The following is a 25,725-nucleotide window of genomic DNA, read 5'->3' as shown; positions in this document are numbered from 1 at the left end:
TTTTTTATCTTGTTTTGACTATCGTATCAATCGTATAAATAACTCTCTCGATATCCCCTCTACTCACATCAAAATGAGTCGTTAGACGCACAAGCGTAGGTCCAAACGTAACAGCCAAAACCCCTTTCTCTTTTAACGATTGTACAAACTGATCAGCCATCATATTCAACCCGGCTACATCCACTACCACAATATTCGTATCAACCGAATTTACTATTTTTAAAGAGCTAATTCCCCTTAATCCTTCAGCAAGAAATGTGGCATTTTCATGATCTTGTGAAAGTCTTTCCGTCATTTGGGTTAAAGCAATTAACCCAGGTGCCGCAATGATTCCAACTTGCCTCAATCCCCCACCAAGACGCTTTCTCCATTTTCTCGCTCGTTTAATGAAGTCGTTTGAACCGGCAATGATCGAACCAACTGGTGCACCCAATCCTTTGGACAAACATACTTGTACCGTATCGCAATGTTTTGTAAACTCTTTTATAGGTGTGCCCGAACTTGCTGCGGCATTAAATAGTCGTGCGCCATCCACGTGAACAGGTATAGAATATCTCTGTGCTACTTTGTAGATTTCTGCCATGTTTGTTGCAGGTACCACTGCGCCACCAGCACGATTATGAGTGTTCTCTATACAAATTAGACCAGTTTCAGGAAAGTGTTGATCCTCTCCACGTATAGCAGATTCTATATCTTGTGGATTCATTATCCCGTTAACGCCTGGAATGGTTCTTGTTTGAACCCCTGCCAATGCGGCAACAGCACCAGATTCGTAATAAAAGATATGAGATTCTTCTTCTAGTAATATCTCATTTCCTGGTCGACAATGCGTCAATACAGCAATTTGGTTTCCTTGCGTTCCGCTTGTAACAAACAGTGCCGCTTCTTTTCCAAGAATCTCTGCTGCTTTTTCTTCTAATAGCGTAACCGTGGGATCTTCTCCGTACACATCATCTCCCACTTCTGCTTCATAGGCAGCCTTTCTCATTTCCTCTGTTGGTTTTGTTACCGTATCACTTCTTAAATCAATCATGGCCTTCCCCTTCTCTTTTTTTCTTACAGTTTACCAGAATGTTATTTGTTTCGCATACCGTAAAATTATCTACCATTGTTCCTCATTCACATGCTATTATTATTTAACATACATATCTTGACTTTTACCACCTATTACCATAGAAGGAGTTTAATCATATGCAAGCACAAAAAGTCAAACTAGATACCGCTTCCACCGAAAGCTCCACCGTTTATCCAATTCTTTTTATCATTGGCCTTGTTCACCTGCTGAATGACGCTTTACAATCAGTGGTGCCAGCCTTATTCCCCGTGTTGCAAAATTCCATGGGGTTAACATTTACTCAGTTGGGACTGATTGCATTTGCGTTAAATGCTACCTCTTCCCTTATTCAACCGGTTGTTGGCATAATTACAGATAAAAGGCCGTCTCCATATGCCCTGCCTATCGGACTTACTTTTTCCTTATTCGGAATTATTGGCTTGGCATTGGCACCTAGCTTTTGGGTGATAATAATTTCCGTATTATTTATTGGCCTTGGTTCAGCGGCATTCCATCCAGAAGGATCTCGTGTAGCTTATATGGCTGCAGGAAATCGCAGAGGGCTGGCGCAGTCCATTTACCAAGTAGGAGGAAATTCTGGACAGGCTTTAGCACCGTTGATGGCGGCTTATATTCTGTTACCACTTGGACAAAAAGGCGTGCTTTGGTTTACAGTTGTTGCTGCTGCAGCTGTGATATTACTTTTCTACATTGCTGCATGGTACAAACAGCAAGTAGCAAATACAAACAGACCGGTTAAACAAAAGAAAACACCACAAGCTAAATCTTCTAGAAAAATCAATGGGAATAGACGAATCATCACCTTTTCTATCTGTTTACTGATTTTTCTTGTGTTTGCACGTTCATGGTTTCATGCGGGTATCACCAACTTCTACGCATTTTACGCCATAGAGAATTATGGTATACCAATAGCAGATTCCCAAATTTATATTTTTGTGTTTTTAGGTGCAGGTGCTGTTGGCACATTCTTTGGAGGGCCATTGGCAGACCGCTTTGGAAAAAGACTTATCATTTCTCTCTCTATGCTGGGGTCGGCTCCACTTGCCTTGTTGCTGCCTTTTGTAGGTCCGACACTTGCCTATATACTTGTTGCCATTATCGGGTTCATCATCCTCTCTAGCTTTTCGGTTACTGTAGTATACGCTCAGGAACTGGTTCCTGGTCGAATTGGGCTGGTTTCAGGCTTGATTGTAGGACTAGCATTTGGAATGGGTGCTGTGGGATCTGTTGCACTTGGTATACTAGCAGACTGGATTGGGTTAACTAATACCATCATATTTACTGTTTGCTTACCTTTTATAGGATTGTTGACGTTTTTCCTTCCTAGTGATCAAAAAGTTAGAGACATGCATAGTTAATTCGAAGAAGGGGTTCCTGTTGACCCTTTCTTTTCTTTTGCCTATACTTGTTTAAGTGTTTAAAGATACCTTGCGAAAATGGTGATAAAGATGGATTTTGATATAAAATCATTAGCCTTCTACCTAATAGAAGTAGAAGGTAGTGGAGATAATGCCAAGAAACAATATAAACCTATGGCAGTGTTGGATGAAAATACATATGAAGAAAGCGCACTAAAACCTTTCCTAGATGGGGAACTGATGAAAATCACGAAAAGGAAGGTAGATCGTCATCCTAAAAATGAACAAGTACCCACGAAGATTGGGAGATTTATCGTGGAACCAGGATACGACCTTGGCTCAAACCCCAACTATAATCAATTTAATCGGATTAAACAGGCTGAAAGCTTAGAGGCATTTTCCGCCGCTGCTGATGAAATAGCGACCACCTATACAGATACAACTGCTGTACGTGGAGGCGTTCTTATTATCACAAGAGCTAAATTGAATAAATATTTTGATGAACCCTTTGTGTTTATTTTAAAGTGTGATTTTGAACAAAAGGTTGCTTCCATCACAGACGAACAGACGCTAATCCATAATGTCCAGATGGCAATCACTACTAAAAATATGAAGTCTATCCAGTATCCTTTTATGGTAGAGGATGGGATGGTAGAGGATGGAGAATTAAAGATTCACCAGTCCTCTCATTCCCGTTACTTTGAGGATTTCTTGAAGTATGTAGAGTATGGTGAGTCGATGCCAGAAATCATTAAGAACCAAGTGATGGGGATGGTTCATCAAGAAATTTCCGAGACCTATCAAGATGAAAGCGAAGAAAAAGAAAAAGTAGAGCAGGCGATGGAAGCTTGGGCCACTTCACCTAAACGCGAACTTCAGGAACGTTGGTCTGACGAGCAAGTGATAGAAGCATCCTCCTCTATCATTGAACAGACACCCGACATAGAACTGAAATTCAAGCTAGATCATATCTCTGTTAAAGGTTTGCTGGCGGATTTTGGTGAAAATGTCCATATAGCTAAAATTAATAACCGTTATGTGGTCCTCCTTGAGGGGGATTTTCTTCAATTTGAAAAGAATGTATCACCAGTTGAAATGCTAAAGCCGAGTGAATTGACGATGATATTAGAGCGTTTGAATAAAAAATATAGCTCTTAAAACTTAGGTCAAGCATAATTTTTACACCCTTTGAGAGAATAAGAACAAATACCTTTTAGGGGTGACACTCATGGATTGGATGTCCATCATTCGGTATGCTTGTTCTATCACCGGAATCATTTGTCTTGGCTTTACATATACACATATGTTAAAAAGCTCACGAGCTAAAGGAAAACCAATTGATAGGAAATAAGGAACGACACGTTCTTTTTTAAACCTAAAAAACATCAGTTGTTTGGGTAATAGACGCTGTTACTTTCCACAACTGGCTTCTCTTTCCGCAGGACGGTGTTTGAGCCTCCTCACTTCGTTGCGGGGTCTCAACCTACCGTTTCTCCCCCGCTGGAGTCTTCGCCATTTGCTCCAATCCACAGCTAGAAAAAAGGTTAAATAAACGTTATTGAATTATCAAATTCGGTTAGTTAAATTTATTGACCTTAAGTTGAACGTAGTCACCTTGTTGATTGGAGTGAATGGCGCGTAGAAGCTCGCAGGTAAGCGAAGCGGCTGGAACGGAAATCAATAGTTTTTATACTTTCCTTTTTAAAAAAAAGAAGGCTGGGAAATTACTCCCTGCCTTCTCTTTATTTTACCGGTGTTTCAAACAATTCAATCCATTCACCGTCTGGACCTGCAAAAAAGATATATCTTGCTCCATTTGGCAACGTGGTGATTTCCTGTTCAATAAAAGTGACTCCCAAACTTTTCAACCTATCATGTTCTGCCTCTACATCATCTACCGTTAATGCTATATGGTGAACTTTACCTTCTACAGGTAGATTGTCATTGTAGCCTTGGATCAGCTCTAATTCCGTTTCTTCACTTTCATTAAACCCTAGAAATGCAAGCTTTATCTCACCATTTGGATGATCTATCTGCCCCTTTAATGAAAATCCGACCACGTTTGTATAAAACTCTATGGATGTCTGAATATCTTTAACCATGATTCCAACATGTTCTAATCTTTTAATTGCCATAACCTATCTCTCCCCATAGCTTACCTTTAGTTTGCCTTTAACCTTCTTATGTTTTCAACTAGGAAATTGACATATTCCTCGTCTTTCACCAACCATGCTGCATACTTCCTTTTAATAAACGTTTCCGCTTCTTGAAAAGAAGAAAAGGAAGTATCCAGAAACTTTTCCTTGTTTTCCACCTTCCATGTGCCGTCTTCTTTCGGTAATAGAAACAATGATCCTTTTTCCTTTGAATCATACAATACGCCATTAGATGACTCTTTAACATTAAAAACGTTGTGGCGAGCGTCTTGTTTTAGAGAATCTAACGGGAATGCCTCCGCTACAAAAAGCTTGTACGCTTGTTCAGTTAAACTGCAACCAGAAGCTTTCGCATGGCCACCTCCATCAAATTTCCCTGCCACTTGTGAAACATCCACATCATCATGTATGGTGCGTAAGCTAATCCGCTTGCTTCCCATATTTATCATTGCTATATAGTCCAAATGGGGGTTTTCCTTCCCCAAAACATTTCCAAGTTCTGATAGAAAAGATTCAGCGTGAACAATTCCTACCCACTTGTCATCGACAGGCTTTTGAACAATTTCTCTTCGTTTTTTACGCAAATATCTTTCTAGCTTTTGTTCTTCCATATCTAGAATTTGTGTTTCAAAGTCATCGAAATCGAACTGGGCTGTACTTTTTAACTTCTGAAGCATTCTCTCTTCAAAGTCTTCAATGGAAATCATATACAAAAGATCGTTTAATCTTTTTGCCTTTGTATTCTTATTTCGATCCCATTCCCACGTATCATATTGTCGTATTAATTCCACTACTTCATCTAATAGTTCAGACTGGGCTATGAAACCTTTTTCTAACAGATATTCATAAAATAAAGAAGTGGCACTTGTCAGTCTGCCATCCTCATATTCGACAGTAACAGAAGCCCAGCTATATTCATTTAGATGAATGGCAGTCTTATGATGATCGATAAACTGAACAAAGCCTTCTTGTTGTTTTGCAAACTGATCGAGCTTTTTGGCGTTCTCTTCATTGACCGATAAATCAGTTATGTATATTTGATGGCGCGGAGTTGCTTCTTCCATAAATTCCGCAACCTGATAATTTAAACTGCCGACTGAATTATAATGAACCTTTACCTTCTCATCAAACGCAAGCTTGGCTAAAATCCCGCAGCCTACCCCGTCTAAATCATTGTGTGTAAAAAGATGAATCAATGGTAGTCCCCCTTTTCTTCTTGGTGGGTAAGTCTTTCACACCCTCACTTACTTTGTATATTCTTCACCCCAATGCTCTTTTATATGAGCATCTCTACCTGATTCTTCACGTTCTTGTTTATATTTTTCAGGATTTTTCTTATAAAATTTCTGATGATATTCTTCTGCTACATAGAATGGCGTAGCTGGTTTAATCCCAGTTACAATTGGTTTTTTATATCTTCCGCTTGTTTCTAAATCATTTTTTGTTTTCTCTGCAAGTTTTAGCTGTTTTTCATTATGATAAAAGATTGCTGTACGATACTGACTTCCTCTATCAAAAAATTGACCTTCATCATCTGTAGGGTCTATTTGTGGCCAATACAATTCCAATAAATTTTCGTATGGAAAGATATCTGGATTAAATTCTATTTGGACAGCTTCGTAATGACCTGTATTTCCTTTTTTTATTTCTTCATATGTAGGATTGGCGACGCTACCTCCTGTATAACCGGAAACTACGTTCTCAATTCCAGGTAACTCATCAAAAGGTTTTACCATACACCAAAAGCAACCTCCGGCAAAGGTAGCTAATTCCGTTTTGTTCGTTGTCATATGTTGTTTCCTCCTGTTTTATATGTGTTTGATGGAATTTTACACTAACTATCTTATTGTTACAATAACAACGCTCATTTACCTATTAATAGTTTACATAATAAAATTATAAAGCACCACTTATTATTTCAATAGTTAAACATTTTAATGATGGCGTTTACAATGATTTACACTTTTCATAGAGTATTGTACGATAATTCTTTGTGAATAAATGAACGATAGGAGTCTGATCAGAAAGATGGTAGAACAATTTTCAAATATAGAATTGATCAATCAGTTTTGGCTGATACTTTTCTTCCTTATACCTATAGTGTTGGTATCAAGGATGGTTGTAGCAGGTACAAGATTTTCCCCGATCCTTATTATCGTAATCCTTGGACTGGGTATGGGCTACTTACTTGTAGATACAGGGGTTGCAACTCCAGGATTAGTAGAGTACCCCTTTGTTGACCTTATGGCAAGAACAACTATTATTGCATTGACCGTATCCTTTTTTGTGGGTGGTCAGGAACTACGAAAGATTTTAGGTAACAAAGACTTGGATGTGGAGGACAGTGTTGTACCTTCTGATGAAGAATCTTTTCTTGGAACTTCACGAACACAGTTTTTCTTTATCGTCCGTGCATTCTTCCTATTATTTGGACTAGAAGGAATCACTCGGATGATCCTTTCAGATGGTACTCAAAGTTTTGATAATGTTTATCCGTTGATTGCTTACATTGGTATTATCGGATCCATTCTTTTTATTGATAACAAAGCTAAGCTTCAGAATAAGAAACAATACATGAAAAAAGGGATTGTTGAAACATTAGCAATTATCCTGTTACTTGTGGTTTCTTATCATATCGCGATGTGGATAAAGCCGTTGATTGCATTGCCTCAAATTTTCTTTGCGATGATGATTGCGGCTGCTTTAGGAGCTGTTTTCTATAATTGGAGTTTTGGACCGACCATTCGAGCATTATTAGTTGCAGGTATCCCGGTTGTATTAGCTGCCAACTTTTTAGTAGGTGGATCTCGAATTGGGGACGCCTTTGCCATTGATGGCATGAATGCGGTATTGGCCTATGGATTCTTTGGGCAATTGTTTTGGATGTTTGGTGGAATTGCATTAATCATGTTTTTTGCAAAGAACACCAACACAAGAAACCTTGCACCTGGTATGGCTGGTTCTTTATCACATTCAGGATTAACTGGCGCATGTACAGCTGGAGACTTCGGGAAAACTGCTGCACAACGTGCTCCAATTATGATTAACATTCCGTTTTTCGGTCATATTTTTGTTTTCTCCGTACTTGCAATAAGTGCTGAGAGAGGTAGCCTTTGGGTATTGCCCTCCATGGTAATTGTAGCTCTTGGATTAGGATTGACTATTCTCGCATTGGTTAACTTAAGAAAAGCTAATGGAGAAGACAAAAAAGAAGTAAAGGCATTAATGCAGTTCTCATTTGGTTGGCAAATGTGTGCAGTTTTTGGTGGATTGGCTTTATTGAGCCTAAGTACCATGTCTATTGACTATGCTGCCATGGCACAATCTTCAGCCATTTCACATTTTGGATTGTTTGCCGCAATACAAGGAGAGATGTTTGGAGCTGATGCTGCCGCTTTAATTCCTTTCATCTTCTCTATGCCATTCCTAGTTCATCCACTTGTATTCTTCATGTTCGGGAAAGCTATGGAGAACAATGGTGAAATGCCAATAAAACCTGTGTATACCTTAGCGTTAATAGGTGTTATTGGTGTAGCTTACGCTATCTTCTTTGTTTAAATTGTATAAAAAGGCGTTCGGATTGCACCGAACGCCTTTTGTTATTGCATTTTCTTATTATAATACTCTACTGAATATTGGGCTCCCTCACTGACCATGCTATTATCTTGAATATCTTCAGGGTCTGGGTTCCCTGCCTTTTCAATTGGTAAGTCGGTCTTTCTGAATTTTAAAGGTACTAATTTATTTTTAACTTTTTTAGAGTATTGCACAATCTTCTCTCTATACGGTTTATAAACTAATAGTCCTGCACCGGTGAGGCTTGCAGCTCCTGCCACGATTAAAGGTTTCTTCACTCCACGAGCATTCATCATATTACGCCTCCTGTTTAATGGATTTATCTATAACCATGATATTCCCGACAAGAGAAAAACTAAACATTATATTATGTCATGCTTGGCCATTACCGCTTTTATTGCTAAATAATCAACCGCATCAGGTAAATTCTCCTTGATGGGCTTCAGTTTTTCAGTTCCAACTTCCTCAATAACTCTAATTATTTCCTCCTCAAACTCCTCTGGAATAAAAGAATCCCAATCAACCTCCATACCCTCATCACTTGCACATTTAAAAAGATGGTTTTGAACTGTGATTAGACTCATACCCCGTTCCTTGGCTATTTCTTTAAAAGTCAGGCCTTCTTGCAGAAGCCTATAAGTAAACATATGACTGGATTCTCCTAGGTTCATTGGAATAGAGGGCTTGTTAGGCTTAATAGAATCTTTTTTAGTGGATGTATTTAATTTAGCAGAGGTTTCACTACCAACAAACTCACCTATCTCACTCAAAAATAAAGTCCCATACTTCTCAAACTTTAACGATCCTACCCCTTTGATTTCTAGCATGGCCGTTTCATCTCTTGGAAGGACCTCACACATTTCTCTTAAAGTGCTATCGGAAAAAATAACATAGGGAGGTACCCCCTCTTCTTTTGATAAGTTTCTACGTAACTCTCTCAACCTATCAAACAATTCATTGTCCTCAACGACAGCTCTCACTTGCTCTTTCACTTTAAAGAGTACCTTTTCCTGCCCTTTTAGAACTGGAACGGCGCGCGCACCTAATCTTACGACTGGATATTGCCCCTCCGTCAGTATTAAGTAACCTTCTGCAATCAGTATATTGATCAGATCGACCAATTGTTTTTCCGTATAGGAATTCATTAACCCGTAAGTTGGCAAGCTATCAAAGCGGAATTGCTGTATACGCTTATCTTTTGACCCCTTTAAAACTTTTGCTACAAGAAGTGCTCCAAATCTTTCGTTCATTCTATGGACGCAACTAAATATCTTCTGTGCCTCTAGGGTAATATCTTGCTCTACGAAATCGGTGGAACAATTACTGCATTTACCGCAAACTTGTTCTGAATCTTCACCGAAGTATTGTACGATATAACATTGCAGGCAACGTTGGGTATAACAGTAATCCATCATTGCTTGAAGTTTCTTATATTCTTGCATTTTGCGTTCTGGTGAGCGAATACTTTCCTCAATCAGAAACTTCTGAATTTGTATATCCCTCGCATTAAACAAGAGGATGCATTCGCTTTCCTCTCCATCCCTTCCTGCCCTTCCAGCCTCTTGATAGTAAGATTCAACATTTTTCGGCATGTTGTAATGAATGACAAATCGAACATTAGACTTATCGATTCCCATCCCAAATGCATTAGTGGCAACCATCAGTTTGAGTCGATCATGGAGAAAGTCATCTTGATAATCCTTTCTTTCTTCTTCAGATAGTCCTGCATGATACTTGCCAATTTTGTAACCCTTTTTGGTGAATGAAGAAAAAATTTGATCTACCTCTTTTCTGGTAGTTGCATAGATTATCCCCGATTCTCCCTTGTTCGCTTTTAGGAATTTTTCCAAAAAAGTGTCCTTATTTTGTCCTCTCAAAACGGAAAATGTCAGGTTATCTCGTGAAAAACCGGTTACATATGTATGATTTGTTGTTATTCCAAGCATCGTTTGGATGTCTTCGATAACTTGTTCTGTTGCAGTTGCTGTAAACGCAGTTATGACTGGGTTTCCTGGTATCCTTTTAATAAAGGTACCCACTTCACGATAACTTGGCCTAAAATCATGCCCCCATTGGGACATACAATGTGCTTCATCAATTGCAACGATTGAAACCTCAACATGAGATAAGATAGATTGGAAATCGTAAGAATCCAGTCTTTCTGGTGCAAGGTATAACAGTTTAATTTGCCCTTGTTCCACCTTTTGAACTCTTTCTCTTATTTCTCCAGCGTTCAATGAACTATTAATATAGGTTGCCTCTACCCCAATATTAATCAAGGAATCCACTTGATCTTTCATTAAAGAAATTAAAGGTGAGATAACAATAGTCAGTCCACTTTCCAACAGTGCTGGCACTTGATAACAAATGGACTTCCCGCCTCCTGTGGGCATGACTCCTAATGTATTTGACTTGTTTACAATACTTTCAACAATTTTTTTCTGGCCAGGCCTAAAATCTTCATAACCAAAGTATTTTTTTAAAATAATTTTTCCTTGTTCGTACATAGTACACCTCGTTTTTAAATGGGAAAAGGTTTAGAAGGTAATTGGGGATAGGTAAATGAAGGAGTATTTTAAGTTTCCATATCATTTTAACTGAATGATGGATGACCTGCAACCAAAGTGAAATAGAGCCTGACCATCATTGTTGGCTGGAAAAACCTTTTCTCTTGCATTTTATTATCAGAATGTTTAAAATTCATTATACAATAGGTTGTCTAACCTCTCTTTTTTTTATTCTTTTGAATACGCTTACATAAATAAGTCTAGTTCACAACCTATTAATCTATTATGAGGAGGAATTTTCAAATGATTTATGCTAATCCAGGTGAGAAAGATTCAAAAGTTTCTTTTAAAAACCGGTATGACAACTATATTGGTGGCGAATGGGTCGCTCCAGTTAAAGGTGAATATTTTGAAAATGTCACTCCCGTTACAGGTCAGGTCTTTTGTGAAGTTGCCCGTTCCACTGCAGAAGACATTGAATTGGCATTGGATGCCGCACATAAAGCAAAATCAGCTTGGGGTCAAACCTCGGTAGCTGAAAGAGCCAACATTCTTAATAAAATTGCAGATCGCATGGAAGAAAACTTGGAGATGCTAGCAGTTGCGGAAACATGGGAGAACGGAAAGCCGGTTCGAGAGACGATGGCAGCTGATCTCCCTCTTGCGGTTGATCACTTTAGATATTTTGCAGGTTGTATTAGAGCTCAAGAAGGCTCGCTTGGAGAAATCGATAATGATACAATCGCTTACCACTTCCATGAACCATTAGGGGTGGTCGGTCAAATTATCCCATGGAATTTTCCTTTATTGATGGCCACTTGGAAGCTTGCTCCTGCCTTGGCTGCAGGTAACTGTGTAGTATTAAAACCTGCTGAGCAGACACCTGCTTCCATCATGGTTTTAACTGAACTAATTTCAGACCTTTTACCTCCTGGTGTGTTAAACATCGTCAATGGATTTGGTGTGGAAGCTGGGAAACCATTAGCATCCAGTGACAGAATAGCAAAAATTGCTTTTACAGGAGAAACGACAACAGGACGTCTTATCATGCAATATGCTTCTCAAAACATCATTCCGGTAACGCTTGAGCTAGGTGGGAAATCCCCGAACATTTTCTTTGAAGACGTGTTGGCTCATGATGATGATTTCTTTGATAAAGCAGTGGAAGGCTTTGTTATGTTTGCACTTAACCAAGGAGAAGTATGTACATGCCCTTCCCGTGCCCTCATTCATGAATCAATTTATGATAAGTTTATGGAGCGTGCACTTGAACGGGTTTCTCAAATCAAACAAGGTAATCCACTTGATACGGAGACGATGATAGGAGCACAAGCCTCTTCTGAGCAGTTAGAAAAAATCCTTTCTTATCTCGAAATTGGGAAAGAAGAAGGTGCCGAACTACTTGCAGGCGGAGAACGAAATATGCTTGAAGGCGACCTAGCAAATGGTTATTATGTAAAACCAACTGTTTTTAAAGGTGATAACAAAATGAGAATTTTCCAGGAAGAAATCTTTGGTCCTGTTGTATCTGTCACCACCTTTAAAACCGCTGAAGAAGCATTGGAAATTGCAAATAACACTCTTTATGGACTTGGTGCAGGAATTTGGACAAGAGACGTAAACACTGCATATCGTTTCGGCCGCCAAATTGAAGCCGGTCGCGTATGGACAAACTGCTACCACGCATACCCTGCCAATGCGGCATTTGGTGGATATAAAATGAGTGGAATCGGCCGTGAAAACCATAAAATGATGCTATCCCACTACCAGCAGACGAAGAATCTTTTAGTAAGCTACAGTCCGAAAAAATTAGGATTCTTTTAAGATGGAAAAAGTACTGGCTACCGAAGCTGCCCTTGAATTAATTGAAAAGCTTGTAGGCAAACATGGACCTGTACTATTCCATCAATCTGGGGGTTGCTGCGACGGCAGTTCCCCAATGTGCTATCCAAAGGAAGACTTTTTGATTGGCGATTCTGATGTACTTCTTGGGGAAATAGGCGGCGCTCCCTTCTATATGAATAAAAAGCAATATGAGTATTGGAAACATACCCAACTCATTATTGATGTCGTTCCTGGAAGGGGTGGAATGTTTTCCTTGGAGGGTCCAGAAGGTGTACGTTTTTTGACTAGATCAAAAGTTTTTCCAAAATGACGAAAGGCGTCCGCATATGGACGCCTTCGTCTTTTTATTTTGTGCTTTTTAATGACTGCGGTGGTTCTTCCATCCAGCCATTCTTAATCATTAACTGTCCTCCATCTTTTGCATAATCAAAAATGTCTTTAGCAATCAATGTCATCTTTGCCGGTAAATCCGAACGGAGACTGAATGATGTACCAAGGGCATTACTTGTAAGCCCGAAGCTACTGAGCAAGTTCGTCAGGTACATCATAAGCTTCTCAGAATAAGGCGATTCCGTTGACAAGGTTGGATTACCCCAAGCAACTATTGGGGGCTGTATATCACTTTTTAAAAGTATTTCGCTGAAAGTATCAATAATTTGTTTCGCCAAATCTTTTCCTCTTTCAAAGTATTTCTTCACTTCTTTGTCCTCGGTAACCTGTTCAAACCCTTTTAACAACTGAAACCCCAGTACATTGGTTTCAATACCCTGATATAAAAGCGAAAGTTCAATTGCATTTAACGGTCTCTTTTCACTGAAGATATTAAAGCCCGTCATATAGCTTTCCCCTTTTACAAACTCCACTTTTTCAGGCATCGGAATCATCGGTGGACGAGTAAGAACCCCATCTTTCAATAAGAATTGAGTCGAGTCGTTATATGTATTTTGCGATACATCCAAAAATCTTTTATATAATTGGGTGATGTCTTGTCGATAAGACATGCTGACATTCAAAGCGTTAAAACCAATTGTTAATTTCATCATCACTCTTAGGAAAAGTGCATCAAAATACTGGTCATACAATGGCTTCGTTGACGGTTTTACGTCACTTTCGACATACCCTACAGGTACCACAATATTTTCTCGCTTAAAGAGTTCTGTTAGTTCATTTATAAAATTTATTTCATGTTCGTAATAAGTTTGTACTAAATTGTGAACTTCTTCATTTTGTTTGTTCGCAAGAAAATGCTCTAAAAGTCGTGCCAGCATCGTTTTTTGTTGAAACGTCATCCAAAGATTACCTATTTCAGACGATGACAACTGCTTGTCCATTTAGACTTGCCCCTCCCATGATTATTTTTTTAGTATATCCGCCAAAAATCATTGTTATTAAAATTATCATTACTTTTATAAAAATGTAGACAACCCTCTCCCTTTCCTTGCATACACATTTAAGTAAAAGACAAGCAAAAGAAAGGGTGAGGTTTTGATGAGGTACTTTGTCATAAAGAAAAGCTTTCTTCTTACGATTGTACTTTGTATAATCGCTGGATTAGGCGGATGGTATGTGGTAAATAAAGGGGTAGTTCCGACCACTGGCAAACCATCTGAAGAAGAAAAATTGGTATTTAATATGATTACTTCTGAATTTAAGACGAAATTGGATGATGGTACGGAAATAGAAGCATACCGTTTTGATCCTGGTACGATTACCGTACCAAAAGGGAAAGATATAACATTAAGTATTTTTGGGGTAAATGGCAGTGAACATCCGTTTTCAATTGAAGGAACAGATATTAACGGGGTAATTAAGAAAGGCGAAGAAACACTAATTGATGTGCGATTTGATGAAGCCGGAGTATATAAACTAATCTGTTCCACCCATTCACACCATAACGGGCACCATAGTCCTCCAATGGTGGCTTATATTTACGTCTATTAAATACAAAATGACCAGTCAAGATGGAGACTGGTCATTTTTATTTACATAATTAATGCTTCTATCGTAAATGAATCTTTTGCAACGTCCTCATTTAATGGTATAATTTCAACGACATTAATTTTGGAGGAAACTAATTACATGCTTACAGTTACGAATATTGGTCTACGTTATGGCGATCGAAAGTTATTTGAAGATGTTAATATAAAATTCACCCCTGGAAACTGTTACGGGTTAATAGGAGCTAATGGTGCCGGTAAATCTACTTTCTTGAAAATCTTGTCCGGTGAAGTAGAAGCTCAAACTGGCGACGTACACATGAATAAGGATGAGCGTATGGCTATCCTGAAGCAGAATCACTTTGAATATGAAGAACACGAAGTTCTTAAAGTGGTAATCATGGGACATAGTCGTCTTTATGAAGTGATGCAGGAAAAAGATGCTATTTATATGAAAGAAGACTTTTCAGATGAAGATGGTATGAGAGCTGCAGAGCTTGAAGGCGAATTTGCTGAATTAAATGGTTGGGAAGCCGAATCAGAAGCAGCAATCCTTTTAAAAGGTTTAGGAATTTCTGAAGATCTTCATACAAAGAAAATGGCCGACATCACTGGTGGCGAAAAGGTAAAAGTACTATTGGCACAAGCTCTTTTTGGTAAGCCAGATGTACTATTACTCGATGAGCCTACCAACCACTTGGACATTAAAGCGATTCAATGGTTAGAAGAGTTCCTTATCAACTTTGAGAATACAGTCATTGTTGTATCCCATGACCGTCACTTCTTAAATAAAGTTTGTACGCATATTGCTGACTTAGATTACGGAAAAATTCAAATCTATGTTGGTAACTATGACTTCTGGTATGAGTCCAGTCAGCTTGCGGCAAGGATGGCATCTGATGTGAACCGTAAAAAAGAAGAAAAAATTAAAGAGCTTCAAGCCTTTATTGCACGATTCAGTGCAAATGCATCTAAATCTAAACAGGCTACATCCCGTAAAAAGCTTTTAGATAAGATTTCTTTGGATGACATAAAGCCTTCATCCCGTCGTTATCCTTATGTGAATTTCACACCGGAACGCGAAATCGGAAATGACCTTTTACGTGTAGAAGGTTTGACTAAAACGATCGATGGCGAGAAAGTACTAGATAATGTAAGTTTCATTATGAACAAGGATGATAAAATTGCCCTTGTGGGTGGAAATGAAATTGCTAATACCACCCTTTTAAAAATTATCTCTGGTGAAATGGAACCTGATAGTGGAACCTTCAAATGGGGAATCACGACTACACAGGCATATTTCCCAAGAGACAACTCAAAGTATTTCGAAGGCGTAGACATGAACCTTGTAGATTGGTTGCGTCAGTACTCTCCTAATGACCAGACTGAGAGCTTCCTGCGAGGTTTCCTCGGTAGAATGCTATTCTCTGGAGAAGAAGTAATGAAAAAGGCAAGTGTTCTATCTGGAGGGGAAAAAGTACGTTGTATGCTTTCAAAAATGATGCTTTCAGGATCAAACGTACTATTGCTTGATGACCCTACGAACCACTTGGACCTTGAATCTATTACAGCTCTTAATAATGGATTAATTAATTTTAAAGGTTCCATTATTTTCACGTCTCATGATCACCAGTTCATCGAAACGATTGCAAATAGAATTATTGAAATCACACCGAAAGGTATGGTTGATAAACAAATGACGTATGATGAATATTTAGAGGATGCAAGTGTACAACAGCAGTTAGCTGATCTTCATTCCTAAAATTGTTAAAGGCCCTTTAGAATAAAAGGGCTTTTTTCAAATTCTGAAACCTTCTTGGCATTATTTCGTATTAGTATTATTCGCTTTTTAACTATATAATGATGAAGTTAATAACTTAGAATGAATGAGGTGTAGGAATGCCGCAAACGAAGTGGTTTAAGGTTGGCTATGGAATTATTGTCATACTGTTAATTATTTTCTTAGCATCACTGGTAGATTTTATCTTCACCCCTCTCACCGTGATGATCAGCACGTTATTTGCTCCAATTATACTTGCAGGTGTTCTTTACTATTTACTTAGACCCCTTGTAAACCTTGCTGCTCGATATGTTCCAAGAGGGTTAGCTATTTTGAGCATATACCTTATGTTTATTGGACTAATTACCTTGTTATTGTTCTTCATTGGTCCTACTTTACAACAACAGGTTAATAGTCTTGTAAAGAATACTCCAGAAATTATTAATGATATTAGAGATTACACATTCGAATTGCAGGAAAATGAATATGTTGCAAGGTTTCAGCAGAATGAAATGTTTTCTCTGGAAGAAATATCAGCAAAGCTTGCTGATAATCTAAATGCTTATGTCACTGCATTTGGATCAAACGTAGTGAATGTGATTAGCGCAATAACGGGCTTTCTAATTTTACTGGTAGTAATTCCATTTGTTCTATTTTACATGTTAAAAGATGGAGACAGACTACCCGATCAAGTAATTAAAATAATACCCCGCCAACATGAAAGGGAAGGTAGAAGTGTACTTAAAGATATGGATATTGCTTTAAGTTCCTATATTCAAGGTCAAATTATTGTCAGTGTATTTGTTGGGGTTTTAATTTATATCGGGTTCCTAATTATTGGGCTGGAATACTCTCTAGTCTTAGCTTTAATTGCCATGTTTACAAATGTGATTCCCTTTATTGGACCATTTATCGGGACCATTCCAAGTGTCATCGTAGCCTTTTTTGATGAACCTATTATGGCCTTATGGGTACTCTTGGTAGTTGTAATTGTTCAGCAAATTGAGAGCAATTTGATCTCGCCACAGGTTATGGGCAAAAAATTGGATGTTCACCCATTGACCATCATTTTACTTTTATTAGTCGCAAGCAAATTTGCAGGTTTGCTTGGTCTACTGCTCGCGGTACCAACTTATGCAGTTTCAAAGGTAATTGTTCTGCATACAATACGATTTATCAAACTTAGAAAAGTAAAAGTAACGGAAGATTCGCTCTATAAATAGGATAAGTAGGGTCTTGGGCAAGGTTTGACGGAGGTCAACGCGGGTCAACGAAGGTCAACGAAGGTCAACGCGGGTCGGGGGGGGGCAACGGGCCAATTGTCCGAAGTTTTTCGAAAGTTGACCAAATTTTGTCCGAATTTGACCGAAGTTTTGGCAAAGTTGACCGAAGTTTTCTCAAAATTGACCGAATGAAATTTTGATTTGTCCAAAGGTCGTTGAAAGTTGACCGAACACGCATCTCAAATGTCCGAACCCCCTCCTATACCATGAGAAAAATGTCCGAACCAAGACTCGAAATGACCGAACGATTCAAAACCCTCATCAAAACGAGTGTGTCCACCTATTTTTTGTACAAAAATTACAACAAAACCGGAACTTCCCCCAAAAACATGTCATGCAAAGTTAATCTCACTTTCATGACATGCTTTTTTATTGGAAAAAAATACTTATAGTTGTTATGATAGAAAGAAACAATTTAGTTTAATTCATTAAACAACAAAAGTGAGATGATAAACATGGCTCAAACACATACCTTTTCAAAAGGAGAAGAAATTGCAAATACAATTACTCATGGAATCGGCATTTTAACGAGTATTGCTGCTCTTGTATTATTGATAGTGTTCTCTGCTATCCACGGGACTTCCCTTCATGTGACAACTTTTATCGTTTACGGTGTAACCATGATAATGCTTTACACAGCCTCTACCCTATTACATGCATTGCCTAAGGGGAAAGCTAAGAATGTTTTTGAAATTCTAGATCATTCATCGATTTACTTTTTTATTGCGGGAAGCTACACTCCCATTACCCTTATTATTATGGATGGTGCCCTAGGCTGGACACTTTTTGGAATAGTATGGGGCCTGGCTATAGCGGGAACGGTGTTTAAAGTGTTTTTTGTAAAAAGATTTATTTTGGCTTCTACCCTTCTTTATGTATTGATGGGTTGGCTTGCGGTGTTTGGTTGGAATGATATTACTTCTACTGTGGGGACTGGCGGTATAGCTTTTCTTGTTGCTGGAGGGGTTGTTTATAGTTTAGGAGCAGTTTTTTATGTTTGGCGGGCGTTTCCGTATCATCATGCGGTTTGGCATGTTTTTGTATTAGGCGGGACTGTTTTGCATTTCTTTTTTGTTTTGTTATATGTGTTGCCTATACAATAAGCTGTCCAATAATTGAATCCGCTGGAAAAATCTCTAAAAATAAGATGTTGTTCAGACACCGCTGTGGATTTCCACAAATGGCTTCGCTTTCCTAGGGGCTGACGTGAGCCTCCTCGGCTACGCCTGCGGGGTCTCCACCTAGCGCTATCTCCCTTAGGAGTCTTCGCCTTTTGCTACAATCCACAGCTAAAAATTACTAAGTATAAGATATTTCAGTTTTTCAGCGGCTTCCAAAAAATCTGGACAGCTTGTTTTAGTAAGTTGTGAATCTGAATATTTTTTGTAGGCGGTACATGGCTTTTTTTACGATAGGCATTTCGTCTTTATAAGTTTCGTAAGGGAGGGTATATATCTCGTCCTCGTTACTCCATAACCTCAGGAAATAATCATCCATATCCTTCATTACTTGCTCGTTGTTATTGGCAGTTATCTTTATATCCGTTTCCAAATTGAGATCATAGAGATTTCTTCTTGTAAAATTTGCTGACCCTCCGATAATGGTGGATTCTTCTGCCCGATTAAAATAGATCATTTTAGGATGGTATTGTTCCCCTTGGGTGTTGTACCATTTTAATTCAATATTGCCTTGCCCTTCTTCTAACAGCTCTGATGCAACAGGTCGATTCGGAAGTCCTATCTTCTGTTGGCCGAATGCATGTTCATTAGGATCAAGAATTAAATTAACGGTCACTCCCCGGTCTGCAGCGTCAATTAGTTCCTCAATAATCTTTCTTTCTGCCAGATAGAACATCCCTACCCAGATTTCTTCTTTATCTTTGGATTTTCTTATTTCTTCAAGAACATGATTTAATATTTTCCTCTCCGTTAACAGCTGAACTGCAATGTCACCTTCCTCCTCCTCTCCAGTAAACTTTGGTAAAGTGCCACCCCCAGAAAAATCAAGGATTGCCTGTTCCGTTTTTAATATATCAGCAATAATATTACCAGAAACTTCAAAGGCGGTATTTGAATGCAGTCCACTTGCATCATGTGGGTTGGCTGAAGAGATCATGGCTGTTTTATCTGTCGCAATTACCTTTCTGTGGTTTGCTTTTATGTTTAAAAGTTTCAAATAAGAACGGACGGTTGTCTCAGGTGCATCTTCTGCCATTGGGTTCTTGATCCAGCCCGAACCACCTTGACCGAACCATTGAAAGAACACTCGCCAGACTCCAGAATATAGCGGATTGGAATCTCGCAACACCTTCACATTCGTCTCGATGACTCTTATTCCGTTATCTTCTAAAACTGACAACTCTTCCGCCTCATGTGACCCGTAAGTTGTATTGATTTCATCGGTGATGAATACAATATCTACATCTGGGCTCTCCTTCTTTTTAGAAATAAGACTTTCCATCAAGTTGGAGCTTAACGGAGGGTAATCCATTTCTCCATCATGATATCCATTGAATAAGAACATGTCGATTACTATAAACTTTTCTGCTTCATCAATTATTTGAAAAATCCGATCAAATATCTTATGTTCCTTTTGAAGGTTATCCTTGTCTCCATAAGTAAGATCATAGAGAAAATCTACCTCAGATACGTAGTGGACATCACCTTCAAAGGATACGCCTTCTGGCAATGGCTTATAACTATGATAAACGCTGGTAAGTATTATAATTAAGATAAGAATTAGTATAATGGTCAGAAGTTTATTTTTCTTTATCCAGTTCTTCATATTGTTCCCCCTAGAATATTGGCAAAAGATCAACTAAAAATCTTATTGTTTTCCAGTTAATCAAACGATAGGTCCAGTTTGATCAACTGGTCATCTTCTGAGACAGGGTTTCCTCTCCCATCTGTGTTATTGGTTATAAAGTAGATGGAATCCCCCTCCTTCCACACATCCCTAATTCGGCCATTATCTTTCCAAATTACATGTTGTTGGTTGGAGCTAATGTCGAAAGCTCTCACCATTTCACCTCTTAGGTTTGCTACAAACAGAATTCCTTTCTCAACAACAATGCCAGATGGAGCCCAAGTATCAGTACCAGAGTGAAATAGCGGCGGTTCTACTTCTTCAGCATGGTCATCCCCTGTATAAGTTGGCCAACCGTAGTTTTTGCCTTTTTTTATAATATTGATTTCATCAAAAGCAGATGGGCCATGCTCTGATGCATACATCTCACCTGTTTCTTTGTCCCATGCTAACCCTTGAGGATTACGATGGCCATAACTGTAAACATAGGATCCTGGAAAAGAATTATTTTCAGGTACAGTACCATCCAAGTTCATGCGGAGAATGCTGCCAGTAATCAGTTCTTTGTTCTGTGCAGTCTCGGGTTTATTGGCATCTCCGACTGTTATATATAACTTGTTATCTGGTCCAATTTTTATCCGTCCGCCATTGTGATAAATAGCTCCATCGATGTCTTCCAACAGAACTCCTGCTTCCTTCCATTCTGTTCCGTCATATTTCAATGTTACAATTCTATTCTTTACTCTCTCTTCAGTCCCATATGTATGATAGGCAAACGCGAGTCCGTTTTTTTGAAAGTCAGGGTGTAGTTCCAAGCCAAGCAATCCGCCCTCACCATAGACCAATAATGGTCTTTCCAGTTGGATATCTTCCCTTGTCATGCCTTCTTTATTTATTTTTACAATTTTCCCGGTTCTTTCAGTAATGAAAAATGTATCTCCTGATTTAGCAATAGACCAAGGTATGTTTAAATTGGTCGCTATTACTTCTTTATTCGTGATGCTATATTGTTGATTTTCAACATCTTTTTCAGGTGATGTGTTCGTTTCTAGCACTTCATTTTTACTTTCATTTTCGGGTTCCACTAAAGGAGTACAACCTGTTAAAAATGTGCACAGCAAGGTTATTGTTAACATAAAATTTCTCAAAAAAAGTCACCCCTCTACTCTTTTCCCCTCATCTTTCAAGTCTAATCCAAATAACGAATGAAAATACAAAAAAAACAAGACGTGTTTCCGCCTTGTCTCTTCGTTTCCTTATGCTTTTTCAAAATAGGTTTTATAATATCCACCAATGTGGCCGCTGTTGTCTTTTACGAATATGAATTCTTCCGTTTCATTTTTCACTTCGTACGTTTTTCCAACAGTCAGCATATTGCTCACTAGATATTTTTTTGCATCTGTATGTACACACTTAACATGCTGTACAGTTTCTTTTTTATCCCAAGAATTATGTATCATTTGCTTTGCACCTCCACCATTATCTCTCAACTATTTTACCTCATCTTTTCTCAATGAACAAACACAACTGTTCCTTCATATGATTAGATGAGGTGAAAAATGAATGAACAATAGACCATATACAGATTTATTAGCATTGTTTGGAATTGGCGGTGCTCATCCTGGAGGTTTGGAGCTAACCAAAACCATCCTATTAAAAGAAAATCTTTCAGAGAAAAAGCTACTTGAAATTGGGTGTGGAACAGGACAAACGTCTTTATTTTTAAATGCTATGAATGTAGATATTACACCCATAGATAATCATCCAATTATGATTGAGAAAGCCAACAATCGATTTGCAGAACATCAAGCAGGGATAACTGCCCTACAAATGGATATTGAAGAAACAGAATTTAGAGATAGCAGTTTTGATTTTATACTCTCTGAATCAGTTCTATCTTTTACTGATACAAACAAAACTCTTCCGGAAGTGGTTCGACTTCTCAACGAGGATGGAGTTCTGTTAGCGTTTGAGATGACGAAGAAAGGTACATTGCAGAGTGAATTGGAAGACAGAATGAAACATTTCTACAATATGCCCTATATATTTAGTAAAGATGACTGGAAAAAGTCTCTTGAAGAACATGGGTTTAAGAAGGTAGAAATCTCTCCTCTCTCCTTGGGAAAATTGGAGCTATCTGAACCCGAAATGAACCCTTCTGAAGTAATAGAAGATATGTATTTTGAATTGATGCATCAACATGAGAAGCTAACTTATGAATCCCAGGAACATATTGAATTAAGTATAATTCGAGCACAACGATAAAAAAGCTGGAGCTACTTATGTATGCTTCAGCTTTCTTTTGTGACATTCCCTTTTTGCTGTACCAGATCTTCCCTACTTATGACAGAAATTCCGTTTTTCTTCCCATACATAAGTAATTGATCATACATATTATCAGGTTTAAAATTTATTAATCGGATGGGGAAAAATTTATCTGTATAAATGAATGCTCCCATTGCTGACCATCCCACTCGCTTAAAGACTATTTTCCTTATATCACCGGCATTTATTTTTCTCGAATAAAACGTATGACCTACAAACCGTATTTCGTAATGTACTCTTGTTTCGTCCAATTTTATCTCATATCGAATGAAATAGGAAAACAAGATTATCATACCTATGGAGAGCTGTGTTACTCCCCTTCCGTAATGAGCTTGCAACATTTGATAGGTTCCTTGGATTAACATCAAGGATAGAATAAAGCTGTGAACTGCTGTCGGATACTTTGCTATGTAGCGCAATACAACATCTCCCATCAATTTGGATTAGGTTATACTTGGCGTAATGAACTTATTTTCCCACCTTAATCCCATAATTATCCTCTTAATTGTGAAAAGTAGGTAATATCTACAATATATATCATCCCATGCCAACATTTATACAGTGAAATAGTTGTATATACTTGTTAGGATATTTCTTAGAGCGTCCGAGAGTTGATGATTATCCACAACACAAGGAGGAATTTTTTTATGAAAAAACTTATTGCAATTTCTACTGCAGCTGTGGCATTATTTGCAGGAACTGGATTTGATGCACAAGCAGCTGGCTCACATAAAGTAAAATCTGGCGATACGCTTTGGAATATAGGTAAAACGTACGGAGTTTCCGTTAAGGAAATGAAGGAATTAAACAATAAAAACAATCACCTTATTTTCCCTGGAGAAGCATTACAGCTTCCAGAGAAAGTATCACAGAAAGAGAAAGAATTATTGGCACGCCTTGTACATGCGGAATCAAAAGGAGAACCGTATGAAGGAAAAGTTGCTGTGGCAACAGTTGTTTTAAATCGAGTTGATAGTGACCAATTCCCTGACTCCATTAAGGAAGTAGTCTATGAAACGAGTCCAGGTGGAGTATACCAATTCTCTCCAGTAGGAAACGGTCAGATTGATAAGGCAGCGGATGAGGAAGCACAAAAAGCAGTTGAAGAAGCTATTGCATTCCGAGGGGATGGCAACAACTCACTTTACTTCTTTAATCCAGACAAAACAAGTGATGAGTGGATCCGCACAAGAAAAGTAACGAAGACAATCGGAAACCACGTATTTGCACAGTAATTCACCTTAAAAAAGACACCGGATGTCCGGTGTCTTTTTCTTTATATTTATAAAGCTTTATAGTTCTTATGGTTTATGACAGTACGAATTGGTTCTCCTGTATTAGGATTTTTACCTAATTCAACGATCACAGAGCTGTCTCTAACAACAATAACGGTGCCTTTACTCCCTTTTTTTGTGCCTTTATTAATTTGAATGGTATCTCCAACTTGAACGTTTGTAGCTTTTGTCTCTTCCATTTCTTATTCCACCTTTTTTTAATACTTTAGTCTCTTCTACCCTTACTTATTATCCCCAATGGCTGATAAATATCTTTTAATATGTGTAAAAGTTATGTCCCTAATTATTGCCGTTTCATTGAAAAGTTGATGATTACCTCCATCAACAAGAACACATGAAGCATTTGGGTATTTTTTTTGAATGAATGTTATATTATACCTCCAATCAACCGTTGTGTCCTTATTTCCCTGAATAATTAATAATGTCTTTTCACTTTTTGATAGTTGGTCTGAAAGACTGCTGTTCCACCGCTCAAGAGACTGAAGCCAACTTACAGGTAACTTTGTGAATTGTAGTGGATCCTTTTTCACATGTGCTAAATATTCTGGATCTGAAGAGTTTTTTCTAAATGTTCTCTTTATATGAATTATTTTCTCCCCAATGAGTTTAACACCAAACTTTGAAAATGACCACAAATATGGTTGAATCAATGGTGCTACCAAAATCACTTTATCAAATGTGTATCTGTACTCATTAATGTAATTCAGAATGATGGCACCACCAGTACTATGCCCCAATATTGACCATCTTTTATGGGTTATTCCTTTATTTATGGTGTGAGAATGGACGGCATGCAGAACTTGGACGTACTCAGAGAAATCTTGAATATCTCCCCTTACCCCGTTAGAGTGTCCATGACCCGGCAAGTCAAAAGTAACGACACCATACCCATCAGATACTAATGTATCAATAATTTTAGATAGTGCTCCTGCATGATCAAGATAACCGTGAACAATCGTGACTAATTCCTTAGTTTTTTCAGGCATAAATGTCTGGATAAATATTTCGTGTTGATTGTGGGAAATCATTTCACTTGTATGTATGGAACCCCATTGTTCTAGATCATAAAAGTTTAAATACTCCTGCTTGTCATACGTTACCATAGTTGACCCCTCTTTGTCCTATAAACAAAATTTCTTATTCTTATATTACCTTACTTTAATTATAAAAACCGAATAAATCCCTTCCTCTTGATGAAACATATAGGTAAATATGATGAAAGAGGTGTAGAGAATTGAAAATTAAAGGATTTTTAGTAACTGGCCTTATCATGACAATGGTGATGACAGGTTGTGGAAATGTAGATAATTACGGTGCAGGTCAGAATGATAACCCAGATAACGCTCTAAATGTTAATTACGATAAAATGGGGCGTTACAATAGGAATGTAAGAAATGGTGACATTAACCCCCGTAGAGTTAATGACACAAATGAACCAAGGCTTGAAGTAGCAGATGAAGCTTCTAAGAAGATTACTAATCTGAAGGAAGTGGAATCTTGCAGTATTATCGTAACTAATCGAAATGCATATGTGGCAGCTGTATTAGAAGGAGAAGGTAAGCAGGAGTTAACGAAAGATGTGGAAGAAAAAATAGCAAATCAGGTACGCAAGTCTGATGGCAGTATCCGAAATGTATATGTTTCTGTAAATCCTGAGTTTGTCGATCGTATGGAAGGTTATACGAATGATATTAGAGAAGGCAGACCCGTTGCTGGAATTTTTGATGAGTTTACAGAAGTAGTACAACGACTATTCCCGACTTCAAGATAATAGTATGACCCC

At 38.2% G+C, this 25,725-nt stretch carries 25 protein-coding genes; 12 read left to right on the top strand and 13 right to left on the bottom strand.

All coding sequences use genetic code 11. From position 1 onward, the window contains the following. Positions 1 to 4: 4 nt before the first annotated feature. A complete protein-coding gene (gene ltaE, locus HF078_RS05175) occupies positions 5 to 1,033 on the bottom strand; it encodes a low-specificity L-threonine aldolase (RefSeq protein ID WP_169290174.1) in 1,029 nt (342 codons plus the stop codon). Positions 1,034 to 1,191: 158 nt separating this feature from the next. On the opposite strand from ltaE, the gene HF078_RS05170 reads away from it, so the two are divergent. Together HF078_RS05170 and HF078_RS05165 are read left to right on the top strand one after the other, a co-directional pair. Further along, on the top strand, positions 1,192 to 2,433 hold the full coding sequence (locus tag HF078_RS05170; RefSeq protein ID WP_169290173.1) for an MFS transporter: 1,242 nt from the start codon (positions 1,192 to 1,194) through the stop codon (positions 2,431 to 2,433). 90 nt (positions 2,434 to 2,523) lie between these two features. Then, positions 2,524 to 3,591: a DUF3900 domain-containing protein gene (locus HF078_RS05165; protein WP_169290172.1), complete on the top strand. Its 1,068-nt coding sequence runs from the start codon at positions 2,524 to 2,526 to the stop codon at positions 3,589 to 3,591. 584 nt (positions 3,592 to 4,175) lie between these two features. On the opposite strand, the gene HF078_RS05160 is transcribed toward HF078_RS05165, so the two are convergent. The 3 genes from HF078_RS05160 to msrA are packed head-to-tail and all read right to left on the bottom strand — an operon-like array spanning position 4,176 to position 6,379. Beyond that, a complete protein-coding gene (locus HF078_RS05160) occupies positions 4,176 to 4,568 on the bottom strand; it encodes a VOC family protein (RefSeq protein ID WP_169290171.1) in 393 nt (130 codons plus the stop codon). Between the two features lie 26 nt (positions 4,569 to 4,594). After that, positions 4,595 to 5,785: a DHH family phosphoesterase gene (locus HF078_RS05155; RefSeq protein ID WP_169290170.1), complete on the bottom strand. Its 1,191-nt coding sequence runs from the start codon at positions 5,783 to 5,785 to the stop codon at positions 4,595 to 4,597. Positions 5,786 to 5,833: 48 nt separating this feature from the next. After that, positions 5,834 to 6,379, bottom strand: a complete 546-nt coding sequence (msrA, locus tag HF078_RS05150) for a peptide-methionine (S)-S-oxide reductase MsrA (RefSeq protein WP_169290169.1) — start codon at positions 6,377 to 6,379, stop codon at positions 5,834 to 5,836. Between the two features lie 238 nt (positions 6,380 to 6,617). Here msrA and HF078_RS05145 point away from each other — a divergent pair, with 238 nt between their 5' ends. After that, positions 6,618 to 8,147, top strand: a complete 1,530-nt coding sequence (locus HF078_RS05145; RefSeq protein WP_169290168.1) for a hypothetical protein — start codon at positions 6,618 to 6,620, stop codon at positions 8,145 to 8,147. Between the two features lie 41 nt (positions 8,148 to 8,188). On the opposite strand, the gene HF078_RS05140 is transcribed toward HF078_RS05145, so the two are convergent. After that, a complete protein-coding gene (locus HF078_RS05140; protein ID WP_169290167.1) occupies positions 8,189 to 8,461 on the bottom strand; it encodes a hypothetical protein in 273 nt (90 codons plus the stop codon). 66 nt (positions 8,462 to 8,527) lie between these two features. After that, the gene (recQ, locus tag HF078_RS05135; protein ID WP_169290166.1) at positions 8,528 to 10,672 is read right to left on the bottom strand and encodes a DNA helicase RecQ; all 2,145 of its coding nucleotides are present in this window, start codon (positions 10,670 to 10,672) and stop codon (positions 8,528 to 8,530) included. A 303-nt stretch (positions 10,673 to 10,975) separates the two neighbouring features. On the opposite strand from recQ, the gene adh reads away from it, so the two are divergent. After that, positions 10,976 to 12,496 (top strand): aldehyde dehydrogenase, encoded by a 1,521-nt coding sequence (gene adh, locus HF078_RS05130; RefSeq protein ID WP_169290165.1) that lies wholly within the window; start codon positions 10,976 to 10,978, stop codon positions 12,494 to 12,496. Position 12,497: 1 nt separating this feature from the next. Next, complete coding sequence (locus HF078_RS05125; protein ID WP_169290164.1) at positions 12,498 to 12,827, top strand: DUF779 domain-containing protein; 330 nt, start codon at positions 12,498 to 12,500, stop codon at positions 12,825 to 12,827. A 34-nt stretch (positions 12,828 to 12,861) separates the two neighbouring features. Here HF078_RS05125 and HF078_RS05120 read toward each other — a convergent pair whose 3' ends face one another. Beyond that, positions 12,862 to 13,848, bottom strand: coding sequence for a DUF3231 family protein (locus HF078_RS05120; protein WP_169290163.1), 987 nt, complete (start codon positions 13,846 to 13,848; stop codon positions 12,862 to 12,864). Between the two features lie 157 nt (positions 13,849 to 14,005). Here HF078_RS05120 and HF078_RS05115 point away from each other — a divergent pair, with 157 nt between their 5' ends. The 4 genes from HF078_RS05115 (at position 14,006) to trhA (ending at position 18,620) form a co-directional block, all read left to right on the top strand. Continuing rightward, positions 14,006 to 14,458: a cupredoxin domain-containing protein gene (locus tag HF078_RS05115; RefSeq protein ID WP_169290162.1), complete on the top strand. Its 453-nt coding sequence runs from the start codon at positions 14,006 to 14,008 to the stop codon at positions 14,456 to 14,458. Positions 14,459 to 14,596: 138 nt separating this feature from the next. Then, a complete protein-coding gene (locus tag HF078_RS05110; RefSeq protein WP_148989988.1) occupies positions 14,597 to 16,216 on the top strand; it encodes an ABC-F family ATP-binding cassette domain-containing protein in 1,620 nt (539 codons plus the stop codon). A 137-nt stretch (positions 16,217 to 16,353) separates the two neighbouring features. Next, positions 16,354 to 17,457, top strand: coding sequence for an AI-2E family transporter (locus tag HF078_RS05105; protein ID WP_169290161.1), 1,104 nt, complete (start codon positions 16,354 to 16,356; stop codon positions 17,455 to 17,457). Positions 17,458 to 17,972: 515 nt separating this feature from the next. Next, positions 17,973 to 18,620 (top strand): PAQR family membrane homeostasis protein TrhA, encoded by a 648-nt coding sequence (gene trhA / locus HF078_RS05100; RefSeq protein WP_169290160.1) that lies wholly within the window; start codon positions 17,973 to 17,975, stop codon positions 18,618 to 18,620. A gap of 253 nt (positions 18,621 to 18,873) precedes the next feature. Here trhA and HF078_RS05095 read toward each other — a convergent pair whose 3' ends face one another. The 3 genes from HF078_RS05095 to HF078_RS05085 form a co-directional block, all read right to left on the bottom strand. Then, a complete protein-coding gene (locus HF078_RS05095; RefSeq protein ID WP_169290159.1) occupies positions 18,874 to 20,301 on the bottom strand; it encodes a phospholipase D family protein in 1,428 nt (475 codons plus the stop codon). A 56-nt stretch (positions 20,302 to 20,357) separates the two neighbouring features. After that, entirely contained in the window at positions 20,358 to 21,470 is a 1,113-nt protein-coding gene (locus HF078_RS05090; RefSeq protein ID WP_240951675.1) for a PQQ-dependent sugar dehydrogenase, read from the bottom strand. 108 nt (positions 21,471 to 21,578) lie between these two features. Continuing rightward, on the bottom strand, positions 21,579 to 21,782 hold the full coding sequence (locus HF078_RS05085) for a DUF6501 family protein (protein ID WP_169290212.1): 204 nt from the start codon (positions 21,780 to 21,782) through the stop codon (positions 21,579 to 21,581). Positions 21,783 to 21,885: 103 nt separating this feature from the next. On the opposite strand from HF078_RS05085, the gene HF078_RS05080 reads away from it, so the two are divergent. Then, positions 21,886 to 22,587 carry a class I SAM-dependent methyltransferase gene (locus tag HF078_RS05080; protein WP_169290158.1) on the top strand — a complete coding sequence of 234 codons (702 nt, stop codon included), beginning with the start codon at positions 21,886 to 21,888 and terminating at the stop codon, positions 22,585 to 22,587. Positions 22,588 to 22,613: 26 nt separating this feature from the next. Here HF078_RS05080 and HF078_RS05075 read toward each other — a convergent pair whose 3' ends face one another. Beyond that, complete coding sequence (locus HF078_RS05075; protein WP_169290157.1) at positions 22,614 to 23,066, bottom strand: hypothetical protein; 453 nt, start codon at positions 23,064 to 23,066, stop codon at positions 22,614 to 22,616. Positions 23,067 to 23,294: 228 nt separating this feature from the next. Here HF078_RS05075 and HF078_RS05070 point away from each other — a divergent pair, with 228 nt between their 5' ends. Further along, positions 23,295 to 23,882, top strand: a complete 588-nt coding sequence (locus HF078_RS05070) for a cell wall hydrolase (RefSeq protein ID WP_169290156.1) — start codon at positions 23,295 to 23,297, stop codon at positions 23,880 to 23,882. A gap of 47 nt (positions 23,883 to 23,929) precedes the next feature. Here the strand turns inward: HF078_RS05070 and HF078_RS05065 are convergent, their stop codons facing one another. Further along, a complete protein-coding gene (locus tag HF078_RS05065) occupies positions 23,930 to 24,121 on the bottom strand; it encodes a DUF2187 family protein (protein ID WP_060663773.1) in 192 nt (63 codons plus the stop codon). A 42-nt stretch (positions 24,122 to 24,163) separates the two neighbouring features. Beyond that, the gene (locus HF078_RS05060; RefSeq protein WP_169290155.1) at positions 24,164 to 25,045 is read right to left on the bottom strand and encodes an alpha/beta hydrolase; all 882 of its coding nucleotides are present in this window, start codon (positions 25,043 to 25,045) and stop codon (positions 24,164 to 24,166) included. Positions 25,046 to 25,176: 131 nt separating this feature from the next. On the opposite strand from HF078_RS05060, the gene HF078_RS05055 reads away from it, so the two are divergent. Continuing rightward, a complete protein-coding gene (locus HF078_RS05055; RefSeq protein WP_240951674.1) occupies positions 25,177 to 25,713 on the top strand; it encodes a YhcN/YlaJ family sporulation lipoprotein in 537 nt (178 codons plus the stop codon). Positions 25,714 to 25,725: the final 12 nt, after the last annotated feature.

Source organism: Bacillus sp. RO2 (genome assembly GCF_012911845.1).
GTDB lineage: Bacteria > Bacillota > Bacilli > Bacillales > Bacillaceae_I > Sutcliffiella_A.
Note: the sequence above shows the minus strand (reverse complement) of the source record. Positions and strands in the feature narration are given on the sequence as shown.